We start from the raw sequence: 19,912 nt of genomic DNA on the forward strand, positions 1-19,912 counted from the left end.
TAGACACTCCTCGGGAAGAAACAAACCACACGGGTCCTGAGGCGAATCGACCATACTTCGGGCAGTGACAAGCACGGAACGCCCGAAGAGGAATCGACAAAATTAGGATGGTCACTCGATCACCATCCAAGGGGTTGATAATATTGGAAAATGCTTGGCTTATCCCGCTTTTCCCGCTATTATCGTTTTTGATCCTTCTTCTATTCGGTAAGCGGCTGAAGGACGCGAGCGCATATGTGGGGATCCTCTTCACGCTCGCATCGCTGATATATTCCATTTTGGTCTTATTCCAGCGCTTTTCGGAGCCAACCTACGGGACAAATTTTGAATGGCTCACGATAGGAGATCTGCATCTTACAGCGGGCTTCGAAGTCAATCAATTAAATGCGTTAATGCTAGTAATCGTTTCGCTCGTTAGTTTCTTGGTACATACGTACTCCAAAGGGTACATGCATGGCGACGAGCGGTTCCATGTATTTTATGCTTATTTAGGATTATTTACCTTTGCAATGCTCGGGCTGGTGATTTCACCAAACCTGCTGCAAACCTATATTTTCTGGGAGCTAGTTGGTGTTGGTTCCTTCTTATTAATCGGATTTTATTTTTACAAAGAAGAAGCGAAAGCGGCCGCCAAAAAGGCGTTCATCATGACCCGTATCGGCGATGTCGGCTTGTTTATCGGGATGATTCTTCTTTTTTGGGAAACGAAAAGCTTTGAATACAGCGTCATTTTCCATTCAGTTGAAACCGGTGCGATCCCAACATCGATGATTACCTTAATTGCGATTCTAATTTTTATCGGGGCCGTCGGAAAATCCGGTCAGTTCCCGCTTCATACCTGGCTTCCAGATGCGATGGAAGGTCCGACACCAGTTTCGGCCCTAATCCACGCTGCTACCATGGTTGCCGCTGGTGTATATTTAGTCGCAGCACTATTCCCATTGTTCTTAGCAAGCCCAACCGCACTGCTGACGATCGCGGTCATCGGAGCGTTTACTGCCATTTTTGCGGCAAGCATTGGGTTAGTGCAAACCGATATCAAACGGGTGCTTGCCTACTCAACGGTCTCGCAGCTTGGCTACATGATGTTAGCCCTTGGCTCTGCCGGCTATGTGGCAGGTGTATTCCACTTAATGACACATGCCTTCTTTAAGGCCTTGCTCTTCTTAGCAGCAGGTTCAGTCATTCATGCGGTCCACACGCAAAACATTGAAGAAATGGGCGGACTTTGGAAAAAGTTGAAGCTGACCGGGCCATTGTTCTTAATCGGAACCCTCGCGATCAGCGGAGTGCCGTTACTATCCGGTTTCTTCTCAAAAGACGAAATTTTAGCGGCGGCATGGGAAGGCGGACATCCGATCTTGTTCTTGCTTGCGCTTATTGCGGCCTTCATGACGGCATTTTATATGTTCCGCTTGTTCTTCCTAGTCTTTACCGGAGAAGCACGCGGAAATCAAAAAGATGTCCACGAATCGCCATCCAATATGACCTTGCCAATGATGATCCTTGGCGTACTCGCCGTCATTGCTGGTTACGTGAACACACCTTGGTTCGGCACGTTCCTAGGTGACTGGCTCGTTGACGGCAATGCAGCCCTTGCCCAACATGGACATACGGAAGGTCCTGTCTGGATCATGATCGCAGCCACACTCGTATCGCTAGCAGGAATCTTCCTTGCGTACTTGATGTACTATAAGCGTTCACTTGCCCGCAACTGGTTAAGCGGCACAGGGGACACCTTGCACAGTATCTTATTTAATAAGTATTACGTTGACGAGTTCTATCAATATACCGTTGTCGCAGCGTCCAAAGCATTAAGCTACTTCTTACGGTTCATTGATGTTTTCCTTGTGGAAGGACTTGTTAAAGGCGTGGTCGGGATTGTTCAAGGACTCGGCAGAGCTGGTTCTAAACTGCAATCCGGACAGGTACAGACCTATGGGGCTGTCGCCTTTATCGGTCTCGCACTGCTCGTCGTCATCTTTGCATTCACAGGGGGGTACTTACGATGAATTTATCAGCTGTTCTTTCAATCCTAGTATTCTCCCCGATACTCGGTATCATTGTCTTGGCTATGATGCCAAAATCAGTTGAAAAACCAATCAAAATCGTTGGCTTTCTAGCCACCTTGCCAGCATTATTCCTGTCCTTGGCCTGTTATCTTCACTTTCAGTGGGGCAAGAACCTGGCAGACTTCAATGTCGCGAAAGAGTGGATTCACTTCCGCGGCATGAATACCGAAGAGCCCTACTTTGCGGTCAACTATGAATTGGGCTTGAGCGGCTTTCAGCTCTTGCTCGTCGTGCTAACCGCCGTAGTGGCAACATTATCAGCCATTGCCGCGGCACGGTTTGTTAAAAAAGAATGGAAGGGCTACTTCATGCTCTTTCTTCTCCTAGAAGTAGGAATGCTCGGTGTATTTACCGCGGAGAACTTAATCCTATTTTTCATCTTTTTTGAAATTACCCTCATCCCAACGTTCTTCTTAATTGGGAAATGGGGTTATTTTGAAAAAGAAAGGGCGGCATACAGTTTCCTAATCTACAACGGATTAGGCTCTGCTGTACTCCTGATTGTAATAATGATTTTGTTTGCCAAAACAGGTACTACCAATATTGAAATGCTGACACAAATGATGGCAGACCCAAGCGCACCGCTGTCCGGTGACTTGAAAATGGGCCTCTTCATCGGTTTATTAATAGCCTTCGGTGTGAAGCTGCCGATCTTCCCATTGCACAGCTGGATGTTAAAGGTGCACGTTCATGCACCGCCAGCGGTTGTTATGATTCACTCTGGGATTCTATTAAAAATTGGTGCATACGGATTAATCCGTTTTGGATTGGGAATTTTTCCGAAGCAGTTTGATACCCTTGCGACGCTGATTGCTGTCTTTGGCGTGATCAACCTTCTTTACGGGGCGTTCCTAGCCTTCATTCAAACAGATTTTAAAATGGTTCTCGCTTATTCGTCGATTTCCCACATGGGCATCGTGCTGATTGGCCTTGCGGCGATGAACACAGCTGGAGTGCAAGGGGCGATTTTCCAAGTAGTCTCACACGGTTTGATTTCGGCGTTATTATTCTTCATCGTCGGCATCCTGTACGAGCGTACGGATACATCACTCCTCGAGAACTTGGGCGGAATGGCAAAGGGGATGCCGCTTGCGGCTGGCTTCTTACTTGCAGGCGGGATGGCCTCACTGGGACTTCCAGGCATGTCCGGCTTTGTTAGTGAATTTATGGCCTTTCTAGGGCTTTTCAAAGAAATACCATGGCTTGCCGCTGGTGGAACGATTGGCATTATCATGACCGCAGCGTACGTATTGCGCGCTGTCTTAGGAATTACCTACGGCAAAGCGCATCGTGAGTTCACCGGTGTGATTGACTTAAAAGGTGTCGAATTCGTACCGGTTGTGGTACTAATGGCTTTAATTGTATTAATTGGTGTTTATCCAAGTGTTCTAAGTTCTCCGCTGCAAACAACACTAGAAACCATCATGTTAGGGTTAGGAGGGTGATGAAGAATGGATTTAACGGCATTGAAATCATTTAACTGGAGTGTCATGACACCAGAGTTCATCATCCTCGGTGTGGCAGCAGCATTGACATTAATCGATTTATTTCTACCGAAAAAACAAGACCGCCGCTTCCTTGGCTGGATTGGAATCCTTGGCATTGCCGCCGCCATTGTATCGGTTGTATCGCTGCTCAATACGGGGGCGACATCGATTTTGGATGACAGCTTCACGTTGGATTCTTTTGGCAAAGCCTTTAAGTTAATCCTGCTTGCCGGTTCGGGGCTCGTCATGTTCCTTGCTTTCAGCTACGAGGCAAAGGAAGGGATGGAAACCTACCGCGGCGAGTTTTATTACTTGTTCTTAACCGCTTTGCTCGGTGCGATGATCATGACGTCAAGCGGGGATTTAATCACGTTATTCATTGGGCTGGAATTGTTAACTGTTTCTTCCTATATCTTAGCGGGCATCCGCAAGCATAATTTACAATCAAATGAGTCTGCGATGAAATACGTCATCAATGGCGGGATTTCCACAGCGATCACCTTGTTTGGAATGAGCTATGTGTATGGATTAACAGGATCAACGAACCTTTTCGACATTGCCCAGACACTGTCCGCCGTAACAGATGCGCAGCATGCGTACCTGCTCGGTCTATCATTCTTAATTATCTTTGTAGGTTTGTCGTTTAAATTAGCGGCCGCTCCGTTCCATATGTGGGCACCGGACGTTTATCAAGGAGCGCCGACGCCGGTTACGGCCTTCTTGAGTGTCGTATCAAAATCAGCTGGATTTGTAATCGTTATTCGCTTATTGATTGCAGTCTTCTACAATGCGGCACCAACTGGGGCAAACGGCGAAGGCATCCTGTTTAAGATGCAGGATTACCTTGCCGTGATCGCCGCCGTTACCATGATTGTTGGAAACGTGATCGCGTTAAGACAGACCGATATTAAGCGGTTGTTCGCCTACTCTAGTATTGCCCATGCCGGGTATATCTTGGTGGCGTTAACCTCTTTGAGCTCGAACATGCTGTTTTCGATTTGGTTCTACCTGCTTGCCTATATGTTAATGAACCTCGGCGCTTTTGCGGTCATTCAGTTGATCACGGAACAGTCCGGATCAAGCAAAATTGCTGATTTCGCTGGTCTATACCGCCGTTCACCGGTTCTCGCCGTCATCATGGGCATTCTGCTTGTTTCCTTGGCAGGTTTTCCAGGTACAGCCGGATTCATCGGCAAATTAAATATCTTTATCGGAACTTTCTACGGCACACCGCATTATGTGCTGGCTTCTATCATGATTGCAACGACCGTCGTCTCGTATTTCTACTACTTTGGCATCATGACGCAAATGTTCTTCCGTCCGGCTAGGGACGAGCGTAAATTGAACATTCCATTCGGCATTGTCGTTGTATTAGTAGTTGCGATCGTCGGATCAGTCTTATTTGGAGTCGCGCCAAACATCGCACTCGACTTCTTGAACAACCTGCAGTAATTTTTTTAAAAAGGAACTCGGGACTAGGCTTTGAACCTTGGCTTGTCCGAGGAGATTATTTCCCGGGGAAATAAGAAATCCATCGAGTTGGCCGCTTTGGGGAAGGCGGCCAACTGGAGAACGTGGTCAAATAAAAGGGGTAAACATATAGAAAGAAGAGGCGTTGGAGCCTCTTCTTTTTTTTATAGAGATTAAGTACATATTCTCAATTCAAATCCAACAATTGGATAAATCATCTTGTTTGCTAGGACCTTTATAACGAAAAAGTGTTTTTTTTTTTGAATAAGGGTTAAACTTTTTCCGTTAATTTCCGAAATATAGTAATAAGTCATTAATAATACCATTTAATATATTCAGAGCTATGAGGAGATAGTACCAACTCCCAATAGGTAAACGGGCATACTGAGAACGTTGCAGGTTTAGTTGAAGAGTAAGTAAAAAAGTTGAAATAAAAATAGCCTTACCGTTTTACAAAAATGGTGGGGCATTAAAAGGTGATGATCATGGAGGATAATATACTGCGAGAGTTGAGTAAAATGGTGTATGACTATTGTGGACTGCGGTATAGTGATAGATTACCAACTTTGAAAGATAGAGTCTCAAAAAGGCTAAATGAGCTTCGACTTTCATTGTGGGAATATTGTAGTTATTTAAGAATCACACCACAAGAGTGGGACCAGCTTGTGGAGTTATTAACCATTAATGAAACTTATTTCTATCGGGAAGAAAACCAATTGAATGAGTGCTGCTCCATCGTCTTACCACAACTGAAAGCAAAAGTCAGAAATCGTCCGTTAAGGATTTGGAGTGCAGCCTGCTCCACTGGTGAAGAACCGTTCACCCTCTCGATGCTAATCCAAGAGACTGGTCAGTTTTTACCGGGAGCGGTTGAAATTATTGCCACTGATATTGATAAGAAGGTGCTGCAAAAAGCAGAAAAGGCTTGGTATCACCAAGGATCATTTGCATTTCGCAGAATTCCCAATATCTTAATGAATAAGTACTTTATCGAGACCGAAGGTGGATTTCAAGTCACTTCGACTACTAGAAATATGGTTAAATTCAGGCATTTAAATTTACTGGATCCTACTAAACTAGCACTAATTGGTGAGGTGGATGTTATTTTTTGCAGAAATGTATTAATCTATTTTGATCAGGAGACGACTAAGCGGATAATCCGTAGTTTTTATCAAAGATTAGCACCTGGTGGATACTTGTTTCTTGGCCATGCTGAATCGATAACAGACATGGGCATGGGGTTTGAAAAAGTGGACTCGGATAAGACTTTTTATTATCGAAAGGAACTTGGTCAGAATGAAACAGTACGGAGTATTAGTAGTTGATGACTCAGCTTTTATGAGGCGAGCGATAAGCTTAATTCTTGAGAAAGACTCGCAATTTTTTGTAATCGGCATTGCTAGAAATGGAATAGAGGCGATCGAAAAGGTGCAACGCCTTCAACCCGACCTTGTGACCATGGACGTGGAAATGCCAGAGATGAACGGCTTACAAGCTTTGAAACAGATTATGAAGACTTCACCAGTTCCTGTGGTGATGTTAAGCTCCCGAACCGGAGAGGGTGCATACGAAACACTTCAGGCTCTTGAAAGCGGGGCAGTTGATTTCTTTTTAAAAGATAGTCTAATTAAAGTTCGCGATGACCAGGAAAAAGTTCAAGAGTTCCTGCATCGCTTAAAAGGGATTGCGGAAGCAAAACTGCCAAGGAAAATAGAAGTTGCTCCATCTCAAAAGAGAGTAATAAAAAAGAGTGGTCAGCGGCAGACTGATCTTGTCTTTATTGGCTGTTCAACGGGAGGCCCCTCTGCATTACAAACCATTCTTCCAAGAATTCCAGAGGATTTTCCGGTACCAGTTGTTGTGGCCCAGCATATGCCTCTTGGATTCACAAAACCTTTAGCAGACCGATTTAATAACCTATGTAAATTGAGGGTAATGGAAGCTCAAAGTGGCCAGACGGTGGAGGTAGGAAATATCTATATAGCACCATCTGGTTTTCAAACACAGTTTGAGAGGAAAGCGGATGGCTCCATAGTTTTTAGAATAGAGAAGCAAGAAGGAGTGAAAGCTCTCTATAAACCATGTGTGGATATTACGCTTCATTCTGCTGCACCAATCTATCGTGACCGTCTCTTAACCGTTATTTTAACTGGGATGGGAGTAGATGGAATGCAGGGCTGTGGACTGGTAAAAAAATACGGTGGACATGTGTTTGTTGAAGCTGAGGAGTCTTGTGTCGTTTACGGAATGCCTAAAGCGGTTCTTGAGGCTGGATATGCCGATAAACAGTTCTTGCTTTCCCGCATGCACCAAGAAATTATTTCATTTGTATAGTCCACCCAACTGGAGGTGGACTTTTTAAATGGTAGGAAGGAACTTGATTAATGGATCATATCGTTTCTTTTCAGGAGAAAAACATGAGTGGGGGGAAGGCGAATGTCAACCACAGAGAGTAAGCAAACAGAAGAAGAAAAGAGGCAGCCTGGCTTTTTCTCTAAATTGATTCTTTTAGGGATCCTGCCTTTATTGTATTCGATTGGGCTTGGGATGGTAGTTCTACACTTTTCAGGTATTGATTTTCAAACCCAAGTAAAATGGGTGGAAGACCATACAAAGCCACTGTTTGCGATGAAACAGAAATTAGCAAAAGCAAAGGAAACGAATGACAAGAGCACAGCCTCCGCAACGAAAGGCGACGGTTCAGATAGTAAAACGAGTTCTGCCGCTACTAATTCGGGGATTTCAGCGAATAATACGGCTGCCGCAACAACCAATACAGGCAGTTCTGCTACCAGCACTGCTGAAAATACGGAGAAGACTAAAGCCGTGGAAAATAATACAGCTCCGGAAACTAACGGAGATGAATCAACGAAAACATCGGTGGTTGCAGATTCTTTAGCAAGTATGGACCCAAAGGATGCAGCCAAGATGTTAAGCAATATGCCGGAAGCGGAAGCGGTGAAGAATTTAAAACTCTTAGAACGAGACGTCCAAACAGCCATTATTGCTGAAATGCCAGGAGAGGAAGGGGCAAGGCTTGCCATTGCTTTAGACAAAGGGGAAGAAGCAGAAACCACAACCAATTCATCAGTACAGTTGTACCAGTATATGAGTCCTGATCAAATTGCATCCATTTTAAGAGGAATCAGTGATCGAGCGGAAGTATTAAAGCAAATTAAACAATTGGATCCTAAAACAGCTTCAAAAGTAGTCTCGCAATTAGATCCCCAAGTCTCCGGCTGGCTTGTTTCACAGATGAATTAATATAAAAATAAAGTACAGTTATAGGCAGTGACAAAATATAACACAAAAACCATCAAAATATTTGTAAAAATAACCCTGATTTGTTTGATGATTATCAAAAAAACTCATGACTTGTAACTATGTAATAAGTTATAATATAAAGTGACAAAAGCTATGGTGTCCAAATAAAAAGGAGGAGGATCTATTTGGATATCAATCAAATTTCTATCAAAAATAATCAAATAAAAACAGTGGATATCGAAAAAAACAGTCCGCTTACTCCGGGAGAGCCATCAGCGATTTCTTTTAGACAAATATTAGCAGATTGTAAGGCAGGATCGAATGGCAAATCTGACTCCGCTGCTCAAGAACAAACGGAGAGCAGTGTTGATCAAGAAGATCCGTTGATGATAAAAGAAGATGATTGGCAAGTCTTAGAATCTATGTTATCTACCTTGTTTGCAACATTGCAGCAAGGTCAAACTATGCCTGTTCCAGAAGCAAAATTGCCAGCCGAAAATACATATGGTGCAGAGAGTTTGCCTATTAGTAGCAGTTTGCAACAATTTGACGAAAAATTGAAACAGAATCCAATTCAATTTACGAATGAAATAAGCAGTGTATTGGCTAAGTTTTTGGAGGGACAGCCCTTAACCGCGGAGCAAAGTCAATTAATCAGCCAAATTGGTGATGTATTGATAAAATCCCAAGAAAAACAAGAAAACCAAACAAATCAAACAAATCAAACTAATCAAGTAATTGGTGAAGTTCCTCAACAAATCATAGATAAGCTTAAAGAAGCATGGGGGACAAAGGTTGAACAAAAAAAAAGTTCTGAACCATTATTACCGATAAGCTTAGATAAAGACCTAATCCTTCAATCTTCAATGCCTAAGGTAGTGAGGATAGGGAACCAAAGCAACGCTCGAGATGCTTCTTCAGGAAAGGAAGATGTCAATAAGGAGCTGGAAACATCCGCTGTTTTAAATCAGCAAACAGTTCCCATTTCTCAAAATTTGATACAGGACAAACCACCTGAATCGCCGCTTCTGGTTTCTAGGTTTGTTCCGGAAGTAAGTGAGTGGATGGACAGGTTCATGAAGGTTACAAATGGACAATCTGGTGATACAGAAGCAGTACTTTCATTATTTCCGGAACATCTGGGGGAAATTGAGATAAAAATTTCATCTCAGCAGGGTCAGGTATCAGCCCAAATTCTCACAGACACAATGGCAGCAAAAAAAGTATTAGAGGGGCAGCTTCAAAATTTACATCAGGCACTGCAACAGCATGGCTTACAAGTACAAAAGTTGGACATCATCCAACAGGTACCATCGGCTAACCTCAATCAAACAAACCTTTCATTTTCTCAAAGTGGCTCCGGCTATCAACAAGGTCAGCAGCGTACGTTTACTAGAGACGGGGATGCGGCAAAACCGCAAAGGGAGAATGAGATTGAGGGAGAGGTGCAACCGGTCACGTACGGTAGAACATCCCTAAGATCTGCTTCCAATATTGACTTTACCGCATAGAAAGGAGCCAAGGTAATGAGTAATTGGACAAATATATCATCTGTTACCAATAATAATTCGGTTTTTAGTAATGTGAAATCCTATGAAGAACAAAGTAAATTGGGGAAAGATGATTTTCTAAAGATCTTAACCACACAGTTAGCCAATCAAGATCCATCTAGTCCGCTTGAGGATAAGGATTTTATTGCGCAAATGGCCACATTTAGTTCACTGGAGCAAATAACCAATTTGAATAGTGCATTTAGTAAGTTTGCCAATCAGCAAACGGGGCAATATGCCGCTTCAATAGGAAAAGAAATAACCTGGACACCAGAAAACAGTACAACTCCTCAAACAGGTGTTGTAACCGGGATATCCAATCAAGGTGGGAATTTTTATTACCTAGTAGGATCTCAAAAAATCCCAATGGAAAATGTAACAGAAATTAAACTATCAACTTCAGAATCTAAATAAGCCAATTTAATAGAAATGTAGGGAGGATATAGGATGTTAAAGTCACTTTACTCAGGAGTTTCGGGGATGAAAGGATTTCAAACCAAGCTTGATGTAATTGGAAATAACGTAGCCAATGTAAATACAGTAGGTTTTAAGAAGAGCAGGGTCATGTTTCAGGATATCATTAACCAAAATATTGCGGGAGCTACTGCTGCTACAAATACGCGGGGTGGAATTAACCCGAGACAGGTCGGTTTAGGTACAAAGATTGCATCCATTGATACGATACAAACGCCAGGCAGCCCAATGACAACAAATGTTGGTACAGATTTGGCCATTGATGGTGATGCCTTTTTTGCCGTGAGTCCGGAAATAGGCGGGGCGCAATATTTAACGAAGGCCGGTAATTTTACTAGAGATAACAATGGAAACCTTGTAAATTCTAATGGATATTTCGTCCTAGGGGTTAACAAGTCTTCGAATACACCTGTAAAGATTAATATAACAGAAGATGCCCGGAATCTCGATGCAAGCGGGAACCCTCTAAGGGATAATAATGGAAATCCTGTAGCACCAATGAAATTTACATCCTATGCAATTGATGCTAATGGCTATATCAATGTAGTTCGAGAGGATGGGGTGAGCGGAAAATTGGCCATGAATCCAGCTGGTCAATATTATTTAAATACTACCAATAACACAAATGATGATATTTCTTTAGGAACGGCTGTCGTGACAAACCCTAGTGGATTAAAAAAGATTGGAAACACGATGTTCCAAGAAACACCAAACTCAGGTAGGGTGAACATAGAAAAAATTGAAGACAATGCTGGCGGACAAATGAATGCAGGAGTTCTTGAAATGTCCAATGTCGATTTAACAGAAGAATTTACGGAGATGATTGTTGCACAGCGTGGTTTCCAAGCGAACGCTAGAACGATTACCACTTCTGACTCTATGCTTGAAGAAATCGTCAATTTGAAACGATAACAAGGCAGGAATAATCATGAAGTCTAAAATAAAACCGATGATTCTAATTGGAGCGGTTGCCATTCTGTTACTTGGAGGGACTTGGTTCTTCCTCTCTCAATCTACTAGTAAAAAAGAGCCCAAAGAATTGTCAGCTGATGAAATTGTGGCCCGCATGGTTGAGACAGAACCGATGACAACCAATTTGCATGCCGGCGGCTTTATCCAATTAGGGTTTAAGATTGAGACCAGTTCTGAAAAGGCAAAAGAGGAGTTAACAAATCGTTTGTTCCAAGTAAACAATATTGCCATTCGATTGATCTCAGCGATGACAGAAGAACAAGTGAAAAGTCCGGAGGGTATGACTGAGTTTGAAAAAAACATGCAGACCGAGCTAAATAAAGAAATGCAAACAGGGAAGATTGTTCGAATCTATACCACTAATAAAATGATTCAATAACTCAGGGAAGAGTTAGGGGGATACCACCTTTGGCTGATGTATTATCGCAACAGGAAATAGATGCTTTATTATCGGCCATAAATAATGGCGAACTACAAGCATCAGATATGACAGAGAAGAATGATAAAGTAAAAGTTTATGATTTTAAGCGTGCTATGCGTTATTCTAAGGAACAATTACGTAGTATTTCGCGTATCCATGAAAATTTTACCCGGTTACTTACTTCCTATCTGTCGGCTCAGCTTCGAACGTACGTTCAAATTGAAATTGATCTGGTCGATCAAGTGACCTACCATGAGTTTATCGCCTCCATTCCATCAAGAACCATTCTAAATGTATTCGAGGTTCAGCCAATGGATGGGAAAATGGTCATGGAAATTAACCCCCAGGTAGCCTATGCGATCTTAGAGCGTCTGCTGGGAGGACAAGGAGACGCCTCGACACGGAATGGGACGTTAACTGAAATCGAAATCGTTCTAATGGAAAAGATTTTTTCACAAGCATTTGATTATTACCAAAGTGCCTGGGAAAACATTGAAGAAATTAATGTGAAATTGGAAGGGATAGAATCGAACCCCCAGTTTATTCAACTAGCTTCTCCAAATGACACAGTCATTATCATTGTCCTTCACACGACAATCGGTGAAATCAGCGGGCGGATGACGTTATGTTTACCTCATTTAACGGTAGAGTCAGCACTGCCAAAATTATCGACACATCAGTGGCTCTCGACGATGGTAAAGACAAGCGTTGAACAAGAAAGTCACATTAAGCAAAAACTTGATGCCGTAAATGTTCCGGTTATTGCCGAGCTTGGAAGGGCAACACTTTCCGTCTCAGATTTAGTAAACCTTCAAATTGGCGATGTGATTGGTATTGACACAGGGAAGTTACAAGTTAAGGTTGGCCAATTAACTAGATTCCTTGGCAATCCAGGTATCCAAAAGGGCCGTTACGCTGTACAGATTGATGAAAAAATTCAAGTGGAAGGGGATGAAGGATAAATGAGTGAAGGTTCTTTATCACAAGAGGAAATTAATGCACTGTTTAATCAAGTAGAAACAACACAATCATTAACAATTGATGATGTTTTGAGTGCGATGGAAAAAGATGCTTTGGGTGAAATTGGAAATATCGCATTAGGGAGCTCCACTACAGCCCTCTCCACTTTGTTAAATCAACGTGTCGAAATCACGACACCAACACTTTCCGTGATTGAGCAAGATCGATTACAAGATGAAGAGAATCACAGGCATGTAGCGGTTCACGTTGATTATACAGTTGGGATCCGTGGCAAAAACCTTTTAATGATAAAGGAAAACGATGCAAAAATCATTGCCAATTTAATGATGGGCGGTGATGGAACCGTCCAAGAAGAAGAAATATCAGAATTACATTTAAGTGCAGTTCAAGAGGCGATGAATCAAATGATGGGATCAGCGGCAACATCGATGTCAACGATGCTCCATCAAAAAGTAGATATTTCACCGCCAACCATCGATTTAATTGATTACCCACCCACCAATTTAAACGATCTGGAAGATGATATTATTATTAAGGTTTCTTTTAGATTAGCGGTGGGAAGTTTAATTGACTCAAATATGGTTCAGTTAATTCCTTTGTCATTTGCGAAGGAAATGATTCAACAGATCCTTTATTCAGGAGAACAGGCAGCCCCTGCTTCAACAACAGTTACTTCTTCTGCGCCTATTATGGTGGCTGAACAATCAACTGCTAGCGTGCAACAGCCTAATTCAATCGTCCAAGCAGCTGTAATGGGAATGGAAAGTGCACCTGTTCAGACAGCACCACCCAAGACTCCGGAAAATGCAAATGTACAAAAAGTAGAGTATACAACCTTTCCCAATACATCTAGTGCTGCCCCTGCTGGTGGTTTAGGAAATCTTGATATGTTATATGATATTCCTTTAGCCATCACGGTAGAATTAGGCCGAACTGAAATGCAGATTCGCAAAATATTAGAATTGGGTCCGGGTGCAGTCATTCAGCTTGAAAAACTGGCTGGGGAACCGGTAGACATTTTAGCAAATAACAAATTAATTGCTAAAGGGGAAGTTGTCGTTATTGAGGAGAACTTTGGTGTTCGAATCACAGATATAATTAGCCAGGTGGATCGCCTAACGAAAATGACTATGTAATAATACAACTTTAGAAATTTTGGAGGATTGAGAAAAGATGGCAAGGATTTTAATCGTCGATGATGCGGCATTCATGAGAATGATGTTAAAGGATATTTTAACTAAGAACGGACTGGAAGTTGTCGGGGAGGCAGTAAACGGAGCAGATGCGATTGAAAAGTATCGTGAGCTGCAGCCGGATGTTGTCACGATGGATATTACCATGCCAGAAATGGATGGGATTACAGCAGTAAAGCAAATTAAAGCGCAGTTCCCGCAGGCAAGGGTCATTATGTGTTCCGCTATGGGACAGCAGCCGATGGTATTAGAGGCAATCCAAGCGGGTGCAAGAGACTTTGTGGTTAAGCCCTTCCAGGCTGATCGCGTAATGGAATCTATTAAGAAAGTATTAGCAAGTTAAGACTAAGTGACGTAGAAGGGGGAGGGGACCCTTGGTATTACCAAAAATGGGAAATTGCCCAAAATGTAAAAAACTATTTTTACAGCTTAGGGATATTTGCGATGACTGTTATCAAAAACAAGAGACTGATTTTTTAAACGTAAATGACTTTCTTCGCAGAAATAAGGGTTGTACCATACAAGAGTTAAGCGAGGCTACGAAGGTTTCAATCGGTCAGATTCGTCAATTTATTTTGTCAGGACGACTCCTTTTGGTGCAATTTCCTAATATATCTTATCCGTGTGAAATATGTGGGAACATGATTCGTACGGGTAAAGCATGCTCTAGTTGTACAGAAACGGTTAATAAATTGAATAAGCAGGTCAATAAAACGCCAGAACCAGAGATAAAGAAAAGTTATTTAAGGGTTAAATCACAAAAAATATAAGTACCCTTCATAGACATACAGGATTCAACTAGAATGGGGGAAGTGTTGAATGGCTAAGAGTTTTTGGCTAACACCAGAGGAAGCAGTTCTTAGAAACAAAAGAAGGAAACAACTTTTGTCTGTAATATTTGTGGTGGCTACAGTAATAATATCTGCGTTAGTTACAATACTCGCCAATAATATATAACGGATCCCAAGCAAGGGATCCTTTTAACATAGAGTAAAAATCATCAACCGAAACAAGAGTAATTAAAAAAGCACACGCCTTCAGTTATGCGTGTGCTTTTTAACTTTATTTATTACGGAGAATAATGATATTAACCCGGCGATTGGCTTCCCTGTGTTCAGGGGTATCATTTGAGACGATCGGCTTCGAATCACCAAATCCAACAAACTGTAAGCGGGTTGGGGCTATCTTTTGTTTTTCGAAATAATGCAATACGGATAAGGCTCTAGCTCCGGAAAGTTCCCAATTGGATGGGAATTTGGCACTGTGGATTGGTTTATTGTCGGTATGACCCTCAATCGTAATCGAACGGTCGACAGTTTTGATCATACCGACAATGTCATCAAGGATCGGTAAAAAGTTGTCTTTAAGATGGTCACTTCCCGAATCAAAGATAATTCGGTCTTTCAGAGTAATCTGAATCCCTTCACTCTTATCCGTAAGAGTGATTTCCGCATTAAGCTTATTTTTATCAATATAAACTTGCAGATTTCGCATCAATTGTTGTAATTGTTGCTCTTCAGCATTAGTTGTTTGCGGTGTCTCCTGTTGCTGTGGCTGTTCTTTCTGCTCCAATTGTTTGAGTGAGTCGCTATTTTTTGTGCTGTTGGTAGTAGGTGATTGTCCACCGCTATTGGTCTCAAATACCGAGACAGTATTAAAAGCATTATAGAGTGATTCAAGGACAGCATTTGCCTTTGCTGAATCCTCTGACCGCATCGAAAATAATACAATAAATAAAGCAAGAAGAAGCGTAAGTAAGTCAGCATAAGGAATCAGCCAGGACTCATCAATATGTTCTTCTTCATGACTTTCGAGATGTCTTCTTTTCCTAGCCACTTGAAACCTCCATTATTCGTTTGCTTGAGCACTTTTTTTATCTAATTCCGCTGGGGTTAAATAAACATTTAGCTTATGCTCCAGTTGTCTACTGTTAATACCTTCTTGTAGAGCAAGCAAACCTTCGACCATAATTTGACGGACTTCAATTTCTTGTCTTGAGATAAGTTTCAGTTTGTTACTCATCGGATGCCATAAAACATAACCGGTAAAAATCCCAAGTAGTGTCGCAATAAAGGCAGCGGCAATGGAATGGCCTAGTTTTTCAATATCAGCTAGATTCCCTAAAGCCGCAATTAACCCGACAACCGCCCCAAGAACGCCAAGCGTCGGTGCGTATGTGCCTGCCTGTGAAAAAATTAAGGCGCCTTTCCGATGGCGTTCTTGCATTGCACTAATTTTCTCCAATAAGACATCATTTGCAAAATCGGAGTCCGTCGTATCAATAATCAATTCCATTCCATTTTTTAGAAACGGATCTTCAATGGTGGAAATTTCGCTTTCTAAACCTAGTAAACCTTCTTTTCTAGCAAGAGTGGCCCACTTGGTGAACATATCGATAACTTCTAACTTAGTAGGGAGTTTTTTGCTTCCGCCAAAGATTATTTTAATAAGCTTAGGAAATTTTTTAATTTCAGCTAATGGGAAACTGATAAAAATTGCAGCAATGGTACCACCTATAATAATTAAGTATGCCGCCGGGTTGACTAAGGCAGTAAGACTGGCGCCTTTCAATACCATCCCTACCCCAATCGCCACTAGGGCAAAGATAATCCCTAAGAGCGTTGAAGGCTCTTTCATTTAAACTCCTCCTTATATAGTAAAATAGTAATATCCATTTCATATATTTTCATTTTATTTGATTAAATTACAGAAAACAACCGTTTGTTTGATAGAAAAGATTTATTATCAAAAAATATCAAATTACATTAAACTCGAAAAAAATGCAACCGATAATATCTAAAAAAGGCAATAAAGTTAGTGTGAAAAAGACACATTTAACTAACTTAAATAGATTTAAATATAAGCTCCAACATCTTGGAGGATTTTTTGACTGCTAATTAGCGAGGGGAGTATGGCATGGATTTAAGCGGATATTTAGAAATGTTTATTGAAGAGTCAAAAGAACATTTACAAGCAATAAATGACCAATTACTAAAGTTGGAAGCTGAACCGGATAATACAAACATTGTAAATGAAATTTTTCGTTCGGCTCATACGCTAAAAGGAATGGCTGGTTCAATGGGCTATGAGGAACTGGCATCATTGACACATGAAATGGAAAATGTGTTGGACTTGCTTCGCAATAATAAGCTGAGTATCACATCAGAAATCATGGATGTCATATTTACCTGCGTTGACTTAATCGAAAAAATGGTGGATAGCATTGAACAAGGCGGAGATGGCAAGGCAGACGTTACAGACGTTGTCAATCAATTGGCAAACATTCAAAATCCCTCCACAGCAGGGGAAGGGGAAATCGTAACAGCTCTTGCTGAAGTAGCGGCTGCTGCTGAACTAGTTCTTGATGAGTTTCAATTATCCGTTGTCAAAAGCGCAAAAGAAACAGGAAAAAAAGCCTACAGCATCTCGGTAACGCTGGATGAAAGATGTACGATGAAGTCAGTTCGTGCTTACATGGTATTCCAGGCAGTGGAAGAACTTGGTGAAATCATTCAGACTGTACCATCGGTTGAACAAATTGAGGAAGAGAAATTCGACCAATCCTTTACACTCCTGCTTCTATCTGACCAAGAGACACGAGAAATCCAATTTCAAATAAGTAACATTTCCGAGATAAAAGAAGTGATGGTTTCTGAAGTTGCTGACCTAGGGCAACAGGTCCATGATAAGGACAAGCTTGTCAATGGAACGACTAACCCGGAGAACGGGTTGAACAAACAAAAGGATAAAGAAGAGACAGAGACTGGAAAGAAAAAACAACGTTCTAAATCCATTCGTGTCGATAGCGAGAAACTTGATCAGTTAATGAACCTGTTTAGCGAGTTGATTATTGACCGCGGCAGATTAGAACAAATTTCCCGCAAGGCAGAGCTTAGTGAATTAACGGAAACCGTTGAACACATGACAAGAATATCTACTGATTTGCAAGGATTGATACTGAATATGCGCATGGTACCAGTGGAACAAGTATTTAACCGTTTTCCGCGGATGGTACGCGACCTTGCCAAAGATCTAAACAAGAAGGTCCAATTAGTAATTGAAGGGGCAGAAACAGAGTTAGACCGAACGGTAATTGACGAGATCGGCGACCCGCTTGTCCACCTATTACGAAATGCCCTTGACCATGGCTTGGAATCAACCGTTGAAAGACAAGCAACCGATAAGCCAGAAGAAGGGCTTATTTTATTAAAAGCCTATCATGGCGGTAATCATGTTTTCATTGAAGTACGCGATGATGGTAAGGGAATCAACCGTGAAAAAGTATTAACAAAAGCAATTGAACGTGGTGTGGTGACCCAGGAAGAGGCTAAAACACTGACAGATCAACAAGTGAATGGTCTCATTTTAGCATCTGGGTTTAGTACAGCTGATAAGATATCTGATATCTCCGGCCGTGGTGTAGGTCTTGATGTGGTAAAAATAAAAATCGAGTCATTGGGCGGCGTCATAACCATTGATTCGTCTGAGGGACAGGGCTCGACCTTCCGTATCCAGTTACCTTTAACCTTATCAATTATTTACGCAATGCTAGTAAAAGTAGAGGATGAAACCTATGCGATCCCATTCAATTCGATCGTAGAGATTACAAATGTAAGACACGATCAGGTTTCCACTTTATATGGGCAAAAAGTAATCCAGTTTAGAGGACAAGTCGTTCCTTTAATCTATTTGAATGAGGAATATCAAGTACCGGAGGTTGAAGGGAAAGCTGATAGACAACAGCTCTTTATTGTGATTGTTCGCAAGGGTGAAAAGACTGTCGGTTTAGTAGTAGATTCCGTTCTAGGACAGCAAGAGGTGGTTTTAAAATCACTAGGCGGCTTCTTAACGAATCTTTATGCGATTTCAGGATCAACCATTCTTGGCAATGGAGAAGTGGCCTTAATCATCGACGCTAATCAGTTCATTAAGTAAGAAGGGTGGAGCCTCAAACATGGGAATAATGAAAATTGTTGCCTTTAAATTAGGAGAAGAGGAGTACGGATTAGACATTAATCATGTACAATCGATTGAAAGAATCGAGCATATTACTAGAGTTCCGAATGCCCCAGCATATGTAAAAGGGGTAATGAATCTCCGTGGGAATGTGACTCCAGTGATTGACCTAAGTAGTAAGCTGGAAATGGGCCAAAGCAACTATACAGAAACATCACGAGTGATTATGACGAAGATAGAAGATATTGAGTTAGGCATGATTGTTGACCAAACAAGCGATGTGATTGATATTGCACCTGAGCATATTGAATCAGCGGCAGGTAGTTTTGAATCTACTTACTTTAACGGCATTGCTAAAATAGATGGGCGTTTAATTATTCTGTTAAAACTAGAGGAAATAATGAAAAACGATAATGAATAACTTTAATAAAAGGGGATCGAATGATGGGTCAACAAGATAATAAAACACTTATATTTAAAGTAGGTGAGGAGGAATATGGGGTTCATATCAGCCAAGTTGTTTCAATTGAAAGGATGCAGGCCATTACTCCATATCCCAACCGTCCGCGTCACGTCCTTGGTGTTACCTCGATTCGTAATGTGGTCACACCGATTGTAGACCTGCGTGCTGCCTTAACAGGAGTTGACTTAAAACCTTCGGATCAAACACGAATTATTATTGTCCTTGTAAAAGAAAAGGAAATTGGGCTTGTTGTTGACGCCGCAACAGACGTATTGGACATTACCGCTGAAACCGTTCAGCATCTAAATCTATTAAAAGAAAAAGAGGCTGCTTATTTGAAAGGAATCTCCAAATTAGATGAGCGTTTACTGATTTTACTAGATATCGAGCAGTTACTAGAAGACACCACCAATCTCGATGAACTAAAAGAAATTACAGCAGCCTTATAGATTGTCACAGGACACAATCATTTTATGATCGTAGCACACCCAGCCAGCATTTAACTAGCTGGGTGTTTTTTTAGAATGGAGCATTTTTTTAAAAATTTTCATATCAAATCATAGCAATGTTAAGTTATAATAACATCATAATTTTTGATAAATTTTGATA

General features: G+C 41.5%; 20 protein-coding genes. 18 read left to right on the forward strand and 2 right to left on the reverse strand.

Annotated elements, in window-relative coordinates:
- Positions 1-140: 140 nt before the first annotated feature.
- From nuoL to J7E81_RS21600, 15 genes are all read left to right on the forward strand, one after another.
- Positions 141-2,012: an NADH-quinone oxidoreductase subunit L gene (gene nuoL, locus J7E81_RS21530; protein WP_215045627.1), complete on the forward strand. Its 1,872-nt coding sequence runs from the start codon at positions 141-143 to the stop codon at positions 2,010-2,012.
- Complete coding sequence (locus J7E81_RS21535) at positions 2,009-3,517, forward strand: NADH-quinone oxidoreductase subunit M (protein WP_215045497.1); 1,509 nt, start codon at positions 2,009-2,011, stop codon at positions 3,515-3,517. Before nuoL ends, J7E81_RS21535 begins: the two co-directional genes overlap by 4 nt.
- 6 nt (positions 3,518-3,523) lie before the next feature.
- Complete coding sequence (gene nuoN / locus J7E81_RS21540) at positions 3,524-5,011, forward strand: NADH-quinone oxidoreductase subunit NuoN (RefSeq protein ID WP_215045498.1); 1,488 nt, start codon at positions 3,524-3,526, stop codon at positions 5,009-5,011.
- A 503-nt stretch (positions 5,012-5,514) separates the two neighbouring features.
- Positions 5,515-6,354 (forward strand): CheR family methyltransferase, encoded by an 840-nt coding sequence (locus tag J7E81_RS21545; RefSeq protein WP_215045499.1) that lies wholly within the window; start codon positions 5,515-5,517, stop codon positions 6,352-6,354.
- On the forward strand, positions 6,326-7,363 hold the full coding sequence (locus tag J7E81_RS21550) for a protein-glutamate methylesterase/protein-glutamine glutaminase (protein WP_215045500.1): 1,038 nt from the start codon (positions 6,326-6,328) through the stop codon (positions 7,361-7,363). The genes J7E81_RS21545 and J7E81_RS21550 overlap by 29 nt, the downstream gene beginning before the upstream one ends.
- A 102-nt stretch (positions 7,364-7,465) precedes the next feature.
- On the forward strand, positions 7,466-8,293 hold the full coding sequence (locus J7E81_RS21555; protein WP_215045501.1) for a magnesium and cobalt transport protein CorA: 828 nt from the start codon (positions 7,466-7,468) through the stop codon (positions 8,291-8,293).
- 185 nt (positions 8,294-8,478) lie between these two features.
- A complete protein-coding gene (locus J7E81_RS21560; protein ID WP_215045502.1) occupies positions 8,479-9,804 on the forward strand; it encodes a flagellar hook-length control protein FliK in 1,326 nt (441 codons plus the stop codon).
- A gap of 15 nt (positions 9,805-9,819) precedes the next feature.
- The gene (gene flgD, locus J7E81_RS21565) at positions 9,820-10,257 is read left to right on the forward strand and encodes a flagellar hook assembly protein FlgD (protein WP_215045503.1); all 438 of its coding nucleotides are present in this window, start codon (positions 9,820-9,822) and stop codon (positions 10,255-10,257) included.
- A gap of 33 nt (positions 10,258-10,290) precedes the next feature.
- A complete protein-coding gene (locus J7E81_RS21570; protein WP_215045504.1) occupies positions 10,291-11,229 on the forward strand; it encodes a flagellar hook-basal body complex protein in 939 nt (312 codons plus the stop codon).
- Between the two features lie 16 nt (positions 11,230-11,245).
- Positions 11,246-11,668, forward strand: coding sequence for a flagellar basal body-associated FliL family protein (locus tag J7E81_RS21575; RefSeq protein WP_215045505.1), 423 nt, complete (start codon positions 11,246-11,248; stop codon positions 11,666-11,668).
- A 29-nt stretch (positions 11,669-11,697) separates the two neighbouring features.
- The gene (fliM, locus tag J7E81_RS21580) at positions 11,698-12,672 is read left to right on the forward strand and encodes a flagellar motor switch protein FliM (RefSeq protein WP_215045506.1); all 975 of its coding nucleotides are present in this window, start codon (positions 11,698-11,700) and stop codon (positions 12,670-12,672) included.
- A complete protein-coding gene (gene fliY / locus J7E81_RS21585; RefSeq protein ID WP_215045507.1) occupies positions 12,673-13,827 on the forward strand; it encodes a flagellar motor switch phosphatase FliY in 1,155 nt (384 codons plus the stop codon). It abuts the gene before it with no gap.
- A gap of 37 nt (positions 13,828-13,864) precedes the next feature.
- Entirely contained in the window at positions 13,865-14,227 is a 363-nt protein-coding gene (locus J7E81_RS21590) for a response regulator (RefSeq protein WP_215045508.1), read from the forward strand.
- A gap of 31 nt (positions 14,228-14,258) precedes the next feature.
- Positions 14,259-14,654, forward strand: a complete 396-nt coding sequence (locus tag J7E81_RS21595; RefSeq protein ID WP_215045509.1) for a flagellar protein — start codon at positions 14,259-14,261, stop codon at positions 14,652-14,654.
- Positions 14,655-14,703: 49 nt separating this feature from the next.
- Positions 14,704-14,841, forward strand: coding sequence for a hypothetical protein (locus J7E81_RS21600; protein WP_215045510.1), 138 nt, complete (start codon positions 14,704-14,706; stop codon positions 14,839-14,841).
- A gap of 105 nt (positions 14,842-14,946) precedes the next feature.
- Here the strand turns inward: J7E81_RS21600 and J7E81_RS31125 are convergent, their stop codons facing one another.
- A complete protein-coding gene (locus J7E81_RS31125; protein WP_215045511.1) occupies positions 14,947-15,720 on the reverse strand; it encodes an OmpA family protein in 774 nt (257 codons plus the stop codon).
- A 12-nt stretch (positions 15,721-15,732) separates the two neighbouring features.
- Positions 15,733-16,521 (reverse strand): flagellar motor stator protein MotA, encoded by a 789-nt coding sequence (gene motA / locus J7E81_RS21610; RefSeq protein ID WP_215045512.1) that lies wholly within the window; start codon positions 16,519-16,521, stop codon positions 15,733-15,735.
- Between the two features lie 279 nt (positions 16,522-16,800).
- Between motA and J7E81_RS21615 the strand changes: the two genes are divergently transcribed.
- The 3 genes from J7E81_RS21615 to J7E81_RS21625 are packed head-to-tail and all read left to right on the forward strand — an operon-like array spanning position 16,801 to position 19,752.
- On the forward strand, positions 16,801-18,819 hold the full coding sequence (locus tag J7E81_RS21615; RefSeq protein ID WP_215045513.1) for a chemotaxis protein CheA: 2,019 nt from the start codon (positions 16,801-16,803) through the stop codon (positions 18,817-18,819).
- Positions 18,820-18,838: 19 nt separating this feature from the next.
- Positions 18,839-19,261: a chemotaxis protein CheW gene (locus J7E81_RS21620; RefSeq protein WP_215045514.1), complete on the forward strand. Its 423-nt coding sequence runs from the start codon at positions 18,839-18,841 to the stop codon at positions 19,259-19,261.
- A 23-nt stretch (positions 19,262-19,284) separates the two neighbouring features.
- Positions 19,285-19,752, forward strand: a complete 468-nt coding sequence (locus J7E81_RS21625) for a chemotaxis protein CheW (RefSeq protein ID WP_215045515.1) — start codon at positions 19,285-19,287, stop codon at positions 19,750-19,752.
- Positions 19,753-19,912 lie beyond the last annotated feature (160 nt).

Origin of the sequence: Bacillus sp. ISL-18 (assembly GCF_018613415.1) — a bacterium.
GTDB lineage: Bacteria > Bacillota > Bacilli > Bacillales > Cytobacillaceae > Neobacillus.